Genomic DNA, 7,463 nt, shown 5'->3' on the forward strand with positions numbered 1-7,463 from the left:
CGCTGCCCAACGGATCTCCTCAGTACGTGGGGACGCCGCAGAATACGAGCTGCATCCCGCGGCGTGTGATTCCACGTAACTAATAGGGACCGGGTCTATGCGTTCTTCCGTCGCTGGCGCGACCACGGCCTGGCCCGGGAGTTCCACGACCGGCTGCGCGCGGTCCGCGAGAAGCTGGGGCACGATGTGGAGCCGAGCGCGGGGGTGATCGACTCGCAGTCGGTCAAGGCGGACGCCGTCGTCGGCGCCGACAGCCGCGGCTCGACGGCGGCAAGCTGATCAACGGGCGCAAGCGTCACGTTGTGCTCGGGGCTTGATACTGGTAAGGACGCGCAATCAACTGTCGCGAATGCTCTGCTCTGATGGACTGGGTCGTGACTCTCGGTGGGTATTTGAGTGCGCGAGCGGCAGGCTGCAGCCGCGCGTCGGGATGCCGTCACTGGATCCTGCAGCCGCTTGACCTCATGTTTGGTTGAGGTTCTACGTTCATTCTCACCAGTCCAGATCCCCAGATGGTGAGGGCAGCACGATGGAGTACTCGCACCACGACAACGAACTGGTCAAGCAGCCGATTGGTTACTGGAGCTGGGCCGCTCACAAAGCAGTCGTCACGAACATCCGCGCCGGGCTGGCACAGTTCGATGTCACCCAGCCCCAGTGGTGGGTTCTGAACCAGGTGGCCACCAGCGAGAACGGCCGGACCCGCGAGGAAGTGACGATAGTCCTGCAGGGCTACTTGGACGTGGGAGCCGCGCTCGCGAGGGAGATCGACGCCCTCCTCGACCGGGACTTGCTCGCGCTCGACAATGAGAACCGCCTTCGGCTGACCTCTGGGGGAGACACGGTCTATCGCCAGTGCGCAGAGCGCCAGACGGCCATGCGAAAGCGATCCCACGACGGCATCACTGATGAGGAGTACCTGGTCACCCTCAAGGTACTGCAGCGGATGATCCACAACGTCAGAGGCGAGGCATGGCACCACTAGTGCTGTGACCGGATTGGTCCGCCGGGTCGGCGGTTGGAGCGGTTGGAGCGGTTGGAAGGTGGAAGCTGCAGCAGATCAATTACGCCCGGTGCTGAGTCCTGTTGAGTGGTGGACGCCTGTGCGAGGATGACGGGCGTGATCGGCTATGCGGTGAGTCTCCTGCTTGGCCTGGGGATGGGTGGGCTCTACCTGATGTTGCGCCGGCGCTGGCGCACCGCGGTGGAACTGCCCGCAGTGGTAGAGGAGTCGGTGACCGTCTTCGGGGAAGAGATGGCCACCTTGGAGTTCGATGTCAACGGCCCCGATACAACCCCCGCCGTTCTGAAGGAGTACCGGGCTGCATTGGCGGCGTACGACCGGGCCAGTGCGGCGCGGACGGAACACGACGCGCTGACCGCCCTGCGCGACGGTCGCGCGGCCATGATCCGTCTTGACGCCCGGCGCCATGGCCGACCCGTCCCGATTGACGCTCTCCCGCCGGCCGCCGGCACCGGCCGCCCGCGGCCGCTCACCGGCACCGGTGAGCGCCATGTGTACACCGGTTACGGCGACGGCACGACCAAGGTGCTCATCGATCGCCCCGAGCCCGGCCGTCCTGCTTTGGTGGAGGTCGATGTCACCGGCAACGGCGGCTTCGACGTTGCGACCGTAACGCGCACCGAGGGTGGGGCCCCCACCGGCGGGAAGCTGATCTGGATCAGCGGCGAGTACCACGGCCGTTGTTACCTGCCCGCGGACGCCACCCACCTGAGCGTCACCACCGACTACAGCTGGAACGACCACCGTTGGTCGATCCGGGTCGTCCCACTGTCGGCCGCGACCACGCTCGCCCACGAGCACCACGGCCACGGTGACGAGGTGCTCCGCTACAACGGCGGCCCGGCGGTGCTCACCGGCCGGTTCCGGACCGGCTTCCAGTGGCAGGTCCGCTACGTGTGCGGCCAGTGCCTGCGGTCCTGGCCCGACTGCGATTGCCGCCCACCCGCATGGCCCAGGAATATTCCCGGTTACGACTGGAGCCGGGGCGATCTTGAGCTCGGCGTGGGCGAGGGGCGCTATACGCTGCGTCTACCCCGCCCCGGCTTCCTGGTCATCCAGGAAGACCGCGGCGGCGGCTCCTGGCACCTGACCACCCAGCTGGTGGACATCCCGCCGTCCGCACTGCTCAGGCGGTTCGGACGGCTCGGGCCGCGTCTCTGACCCGGCAGGGCACCGCCAAACCGGCGAACCATCTCGGTCACAGCACAGTGCTGTGACCGAAGCAGGGACGTCAGGGAGATAGCTGTGCCCCCATCCCTGTGGGCGGCAGCAGTTCAGCACTGTGCTAACGGCGTTAGCACCTGAACCAGGGGTGGGGACAGCGGTGGGGGTGCTAACGGCGTTAGCACCCCCACCGCGCCGCCTCGATTTGCGCTCGGCCCGGGCAGTGAGGGCTTCATCGGCGGCGGGCTGTTGTTGCTGCGCGGGCAGTTGGCCAACGTTGCGGGCTGCCTCGACCGGAAGGCTCTTGTTCTCGACTGCCTCTTGGAGCTCGGGGGTGAGCTTCAGCAAAGCAATCCTCTGGTGACCCAGGGGCTGGATTTACCGAGGGATCGGGCGACCGCGCGCTGCGAGCCGTGGACTTCTACGAGGCGCTGCAGCGCCTTGGCTTCGTCCAGCGGGTCCAGGTTTTCGTGCTGGATGGCAGCGGTGAGAGCAGTTTCGAGGAGGGTGTCGTCGGTGTACGCGCGGCCGAACCCGCAGTACTTCGGGCGCCGAGGCGGCGCGACCTGGCTCAACACGATCAACGACCAGGCGGCCGGGCTCGGCGGCAAGGTGGTGGCCGGCACCCCGCGCGACTCGCTGTACGTCCTGGACGTGCTCTACGACCGCGACGGCGGCCGGCGCCCCGAGATGATCGTCACCGACACGGCGAGCTATTTAGTTACATGGACACCTTGCCTCTCGTTGAGGGGCAGGGGCGGCCGTCCGAGCCGTTGCACGCGACGGTGGCGGAGGCGTCCATGCGGGTACGAGAAGGCCAGGAAAACGGGTCACACCGTGTCGAGTTGCTCGACGAGAGCGGCGAGCCGATCGAGGTGATCTCCGGTTTCCTGCGGTTCCCAGCAGCCCGGGACTGCTCGCCGAACACGCTGGTGTCCTACGCGTACGACCTCCGGCACCTGTGGCTCTTCTTTGCCGGTAGCGGTCTGAGCTGGGAACGCTTCGGTCCGCCGGACTCGATCGCGCTGCTGGAGTATCTGCGTTCGGTGCCGTCTCGACGCCCTCGGCGTCGGATGACCCTGTCGGTTGTGACCATGGGTGCGGACGGGCCGGCCACCAAGCTCGCGGCGAGCACGGTGAACCGGATTGCGCCTCCAGGCGCCGGGTGCCGCGGCCGCCGAGACCTCGATCCAGGACGCCTGCAAGGCCGTCGGCCTCGTCCGCCCAGGTGGCCGGGACGGCACCGGCCGCGGAGCCGTATCAGCCCACCGATTCCGTCACACCGTCGGCGCTCAGCTCGCCGAACGCGGCGCGAAGCTGCACACCATCATCAAGGTACTCGGGCACACCTCCGTGAGCATGGCACTCGTCTACGCACAGGTCAGCGACCAGGAAGTACTGCGCGGCTACCGGGCCGTCCTCGGATCCGGAGCAACGATCGCCGGCCCCGCCGCCGCAGAACCCAGAACCGGTGCTCTGCCGGACACCTCAATCGACTGGCTCAAGACGAACTTCTTCAAAACGGAGCTTGAACTCGACCGATGCCTGCGCCTTCCTGCCGAAGGCCCGTGCGAGTGCGACATTCACCTGACCTGCGCCAAGTTCGTCACCACCCGAGTACGCACCACGGCTACGGACGCGCCGCAGGGTCGAGCAGACCCTCGCGCTGGACGCCGCCGAACGCGGCTGGGACCGCTAGGTCGAACGACGCCGCTGCACCAGCGACCGCATCGACGAGCTTCTGGCGGACCTTGGGCAACCCGCCCATCCCGACGAGAAAGCCGAAGTCTCCCATGTGTGATCACTCCCCGGTGGGCTACCGGACTGGTCCTCGCTCATCGACGAGCACCGTGGGCGGAGACAAGAACGCATCGGCTCCCACCGGGCCGTAAGCGAGGTTGAACGTGTCAAGCCAGTACGACCAGCCCCGCACTCCCGCCGCGCTGCTGAAACGGTAGTTGAGCTGCCAGCGCACCCACTGACCGGGGACAAGGCGCACAGCCGGGGGCCGTCGTGGCCGAGGCGGTATGGCAAACAGGGGCTGGACCCGGGGAAGGACACGCAACCGACCGTCGTCTTCCCGGAACTGGACGTCGACCTTCCGCAGGTCTTCCTGGCCGTCATAGGGAGCGAAGCCGTCTCGCTCATGTATGCGAACTACATGCGCGACCGAAGGCGACATATGCGGGACACGAAAGCCGACCGGGACCGCGTTCCGGCGAGCCGCAGCCTCTCCTCCCCGGGACTCCTTCGTCCAGGACGTCCGTATCCACTGAACGGTGACATCCAAGACGCTTCCCCCCGCTACCTCATCGAAAGCCTCACCCTACCGGAGGAAGATCAACTTGAACTGTCCACATAAACAACGACATCGTGTTCGGCCTGCTCACCCTGGCCGGGTTCACGTACGCGCCGCAGCTGGCGGACCTGCCGGACCAGAAGATGTGGCGCGCCGACCGCACGGCCGACTACGGGGCCTTCCAGGACGCCGCCCGCGGCCGGGTCGACATGGTGCGCATCGAGCGGCACTGGGAAGACATCCTGCGGATCATCGGCTCTATCCACACTGGCGCGGTGCGGGCCTACGACGTGATCCGGATGCTGTCGCGCGATGGCCGGCCGACCCCGCTGGGCGACGCCATCGCGCACTACGGGCGGATCGCCAGGACCCTGCACATCCTGCGACTGGCCGACGAGCCCGGCTACCGGCGGCAGATCAAGACGCAGGCCAACCTGCAGGAGGGCCGCCACGCGCTCGCCCGGAAGATCTTCCACGGCCACGCCGGGCAGCTCTATGGCGTCGCCCAGCATCCCTCCCTGACCACCCTGTACGTGCTGCCGAACGGGACCGGCTGACTTCCTCGGCCTGACCGCCATACGTACCGCGCCAGGACACTCCAGCAGCACAACCCGGCTGGTCGGTGCCCCATGGCGTCAGCAGGCTGACCCGGGGGGCTGGCCGTCGTCGGCGACTCGGTGGGCGGAGACATGACCGCACGCCACCGTCGACCAGCTCTGCGTGCGGCCCTGTACGCACCGACGGACCCGAGCCCCGGCAAGTAACCGGCCCCACGCCCACTTCGGGCCCGCCGTGCCCCGCGGAGGACCCGTCCGCGCCCCCACGGCAAGCCGGCGACGAGACCGTGCCGGCCCTTCGTCCACCGGGCGCAGCACCGTATGCCGCCCGCGCTCGGGGTGCCGGGACCCAGGTAAGGCCGAAGATCTTGGCACGCTACCCCGTCCACGGCAGCGGATCGGCAGCGGGGATGACCGCACGCCGGGCCGACCGGCGAATGCGCGGAGCGCGTGGGCGTGGGCACTCAGGGACCGCATCGGTCAGACGGAGTGACGGAACCCGCGCAGAGCGCGTATGCGCACCGGTTGGCGCGGGTGAGCGTCGTGACGCGGCGCGCGTTCGAGGTGCTCCTCCACCTGGGTGAGGCGTGACCGACGCTCTCCGGGCGTGGCGCGCGAGCCGGGGGATCACGTGGAGCCCGTTGCGAAGAGGCGATGGCCCGAGGCGGCGGGTCGCTTCCTGCTCGCCGTCACCGCTCTCGACAGCACGGCGCGCCCCTTGCCATCCCGATGCCACTCCGGTTTCACCCGGTTGGACCGCGTGGCCGGGCTCGGCGGCACCGATGCGTGAACGCTGAGGGGTCGTAGGCCTCAAGGGAAAGCGAGAACGACATGACTGCATCTGCATTCCGTGGCTCACGGCGCCGCATACGGCGTTCCCACGTCGCGGTGGCCGGGTGCGCCGTCGCCGCCCTGTGCGTGGTCGGAGCGGCCCCGGCCGTTACGGGCGACGGCGAAAGCGGCGCGAAGCCCACTATCGTGCTGGTGCACGGGGCGTTCGCGGACGGCTCCAGCTGGAACGGGGTGATCGAACGGCTCGAGCGTCACGGCTACACGGTCATGGCCCCGGCCAACCCGCTGCGCGGGCTGTACAGCGACTCCACTTACATCACCTCCGTGCTGAAGAGCATCAAGGGCCCCATCGTGCTGGCCGGCCACTCCTACGGCGGAGCCGTGATCAGCACGGCGGCGGCCGGCAATTCCCAGGTGAGGTCCCTGGTGTACATATCGGCGCTGATGCCCGACGTGGGTGAGAGCGGCATGTCGCTGGCCGCCCGGTTCCCCAGCGCCCTCGCCACCGCCACCAAGTCCGTGCCCTACCGGGCGGGCGGGGGCGCCGGCGGGACCGACCTGTACCTGAAGCGCGACAAGGTGCACCCGGTCTTCGCCGCCTGCCTGCCTGCCAGCGAGGCAAATCTGCTGGGGGTCACCCAACGGCCCGCGGCCACCACGGCGTTCTCGGAGACGGCCAAGGTCGCGGCCTGGAAGACCATTCCGTCCTGGGCCCTGGTCGGCCGGCAGGACATGACGATCAACCCGGACCAGGAACGCTTCCAGGCCAAGCGCGCCCACTCCCACACCATCGAGATCAACTCCTGCCACGTATCACTGATCGCGCACCCCGAAGCGGTTGCCGACCTGATCCTCCATGCCGCCACAGCTGCCGAGCCTGCCCGCCCGACGCTCGCGAACACAGGTTCTGCCGGGAGCACCCGGAATGTGTCCGGTTTCGGCGGCATCACCGGCGCGTCGCTGACCACCGGTTCGGCAGCCGTTCTCCTCAGCCGCCGGCTGCGACGCCACACACACTGACGAACACGGGGCCCCGGCGGCTGTCGCGCCCGGGCTCCACAGAGCTGTTACTTGTGGCCGCCCTGAATGAGGTGCGTGGGAGCATCGTGCATGTCCATGCGTGCCTCCGCGTCATCACTGCTGCCAGGGCCAGTTGCCGTCCGCCGTCGGCGCGGTCGCCGAGGTGCTCGCCGGCTATGACGTCGTCCTCCGCTTCCGTGCACCGGTCTTCCGCTACCACACGCCCAGCAGCAGCGACTTCCTGCGGCCCGGGGTCAGCCTGTACGGAGTCACCGACGACCCCGACGAAGCCGCGCGTGCCCCGTTCGGACGCCTCGCTGTCGGCGACCCGTCCGACTCCCTGGCGCGCCTCGCCGACGCGGTCCCGTCCACCAAACGGCCTGGCAAACATCGACGCGGACCAGACGACGGTTCAGCCTGCCCTGGTCAGGCACCTGGACCGGCGGGCCGCTGCTCAGCGGGCAGGCCGAGCCGGGTCGTGAGGCGCGGCGCGGTGGCGGTGACCGGCGCAGTCAGGCGGTCCTACGTTGTTGGTGGGTTGGACGGGCCGTCGTAAGGTCCAGAGGCCCAGAGACACCGGGTATGGCTTTCAGGCGGTTGCCCTCGA

At 68.4% G+C, this 7,463-nt stretch carries 5 protein-coding genes and 3 pseudogenes; 6 read left to right on the forward strand and 2 right to left on the reverse strand.

Annotated elements, in window-relative coordinates:
• Window positions 1–529 precede the first annotated feature (529 nt).
• The 4 genes and pseudogenes from AB0I23_RS40685 to AB0I23_RS40700 form a co-directional block, all read left to right on the forward strand.
• Window positions 530–985, forward strand: coding sequence for a MarR family transcriptional regulator (locus AB0I23_RS40685; protein ID WP_359118235.1), 456 nt, complete (start codon window positions 530–532; stop codon window positions 983–985).
• A 135-nt stretch (window positions 986–1,120) separates the two neighbouring features.
• A complete protein-coding gene (locus AB0I23_RS40690) occupies window positions 1,121–2,185 on the forward strand; it encodes a hypothetical protein (protein ID WP_359118237.1) in 1,065 nt (354 codons plus the stop codon).
• Between the two features lie 444 nt (window positions 2,186–2,629).
• A pseudogene (locus AB0I23_RS40695) lies at window positions 2,630–2,905 on the forward strand (Tn3 family transposase); the annotation flags it as partial.
• Window positions 2,906–3,334: 429 nt separating this feature from the next.
• Window positions 3,335–3,568 (forward strand): annotated as a pseudogene (locus AB0I23_RS40700) (tyrosine-type recombinase/integrase); the annotation flags it as partial.
• A 250-nt stretch (window positions 3,569–3,818) separates the two neighbouring features.
• Here AB0I23_RS40700 and AB0I23_RS40705 read toward each other — a convergent pair.
• Complete coding sequence (locus AB0I23_RS40705) at window positions 3,819–3,983, reverse strand: hypothetical protein (RefSeq protein WP_359118242.1); 165 nt, start codon at window positions 3,981–3,983, stop codon at window positions 3,819–3,821.
• Between the two features lie 21 nt (window positions 3,984–4,004).
• Window positions 4,005–4,478 carry a hypothetical protein gene (locus tag AB0I23_RS40710; protein WP_359118238.1) on the reverse strand — a complete coding sequence of 158 codons (474 nt, stop codon included), beginning with the start codon at window positions 4,476–4,478 and terminating at the stop codon, window positions 4,005–4,007.
• 74 nt (window positions 4,479–4,552) lie between these two features.
• Here AB0I23_RS40710 and AB0I23_RS40715 point away from each other — a divergent pair.
• Window positions 4,553–4,984 (forward strand): annotated as a pseudogene (locus AB0I23_RS40715) (Tn3 family transposase); the annotation flags it as partial.
• An 891-nt stretch (window positions 4,985–5,875) separates the two neighbouring features.
• Window positions 5,876–6,856, forward strand: a complete 981-nt coding sequence (locus tag AB0I23_RS40720; RefSeq protein ID WP_359118240.1) for an alpha/beta hydrolase — start codon at window positions 5,876–5,878, stop codon at window positions 6,854–6,856.
• Window positions 6,857–7,463 lie beyond the last annotated feature (607 nt).

It is taken from the genome of Streptomyces atratus (assembly GCF_040655115.1).
Taxonomy (GTDB): Bacteria; Actinomycetota; Actinomycetes; order Streptomycetales; family Streptomycetaceae; genus Streptomyces; species Streptomyces atratus_D.

Coding starts and splice junctions, on each gene's coding strand:
- AB0I23_RS40685 (WP_359118235.1), top strand. CDS start 530: ATGGAGTACTCGCACCACGACAACGAACTGGTCAAGCAGCCGATTGGT.
- AB0I23_RS40705 (WP_359118242.1), bottom strand. CDS start 3,983: ATGGGAGACTTCGGCTTTCTCGTCGGGATGGGCGGGTTGCCCAAGGTC.
- AB0I23_RS40720 (WP_359118240.1), top strand. CDS start 5,876: ATGACTGCATCTGCATTCCGTGGCTCACGGCGCCGCATACGGCGTTCC.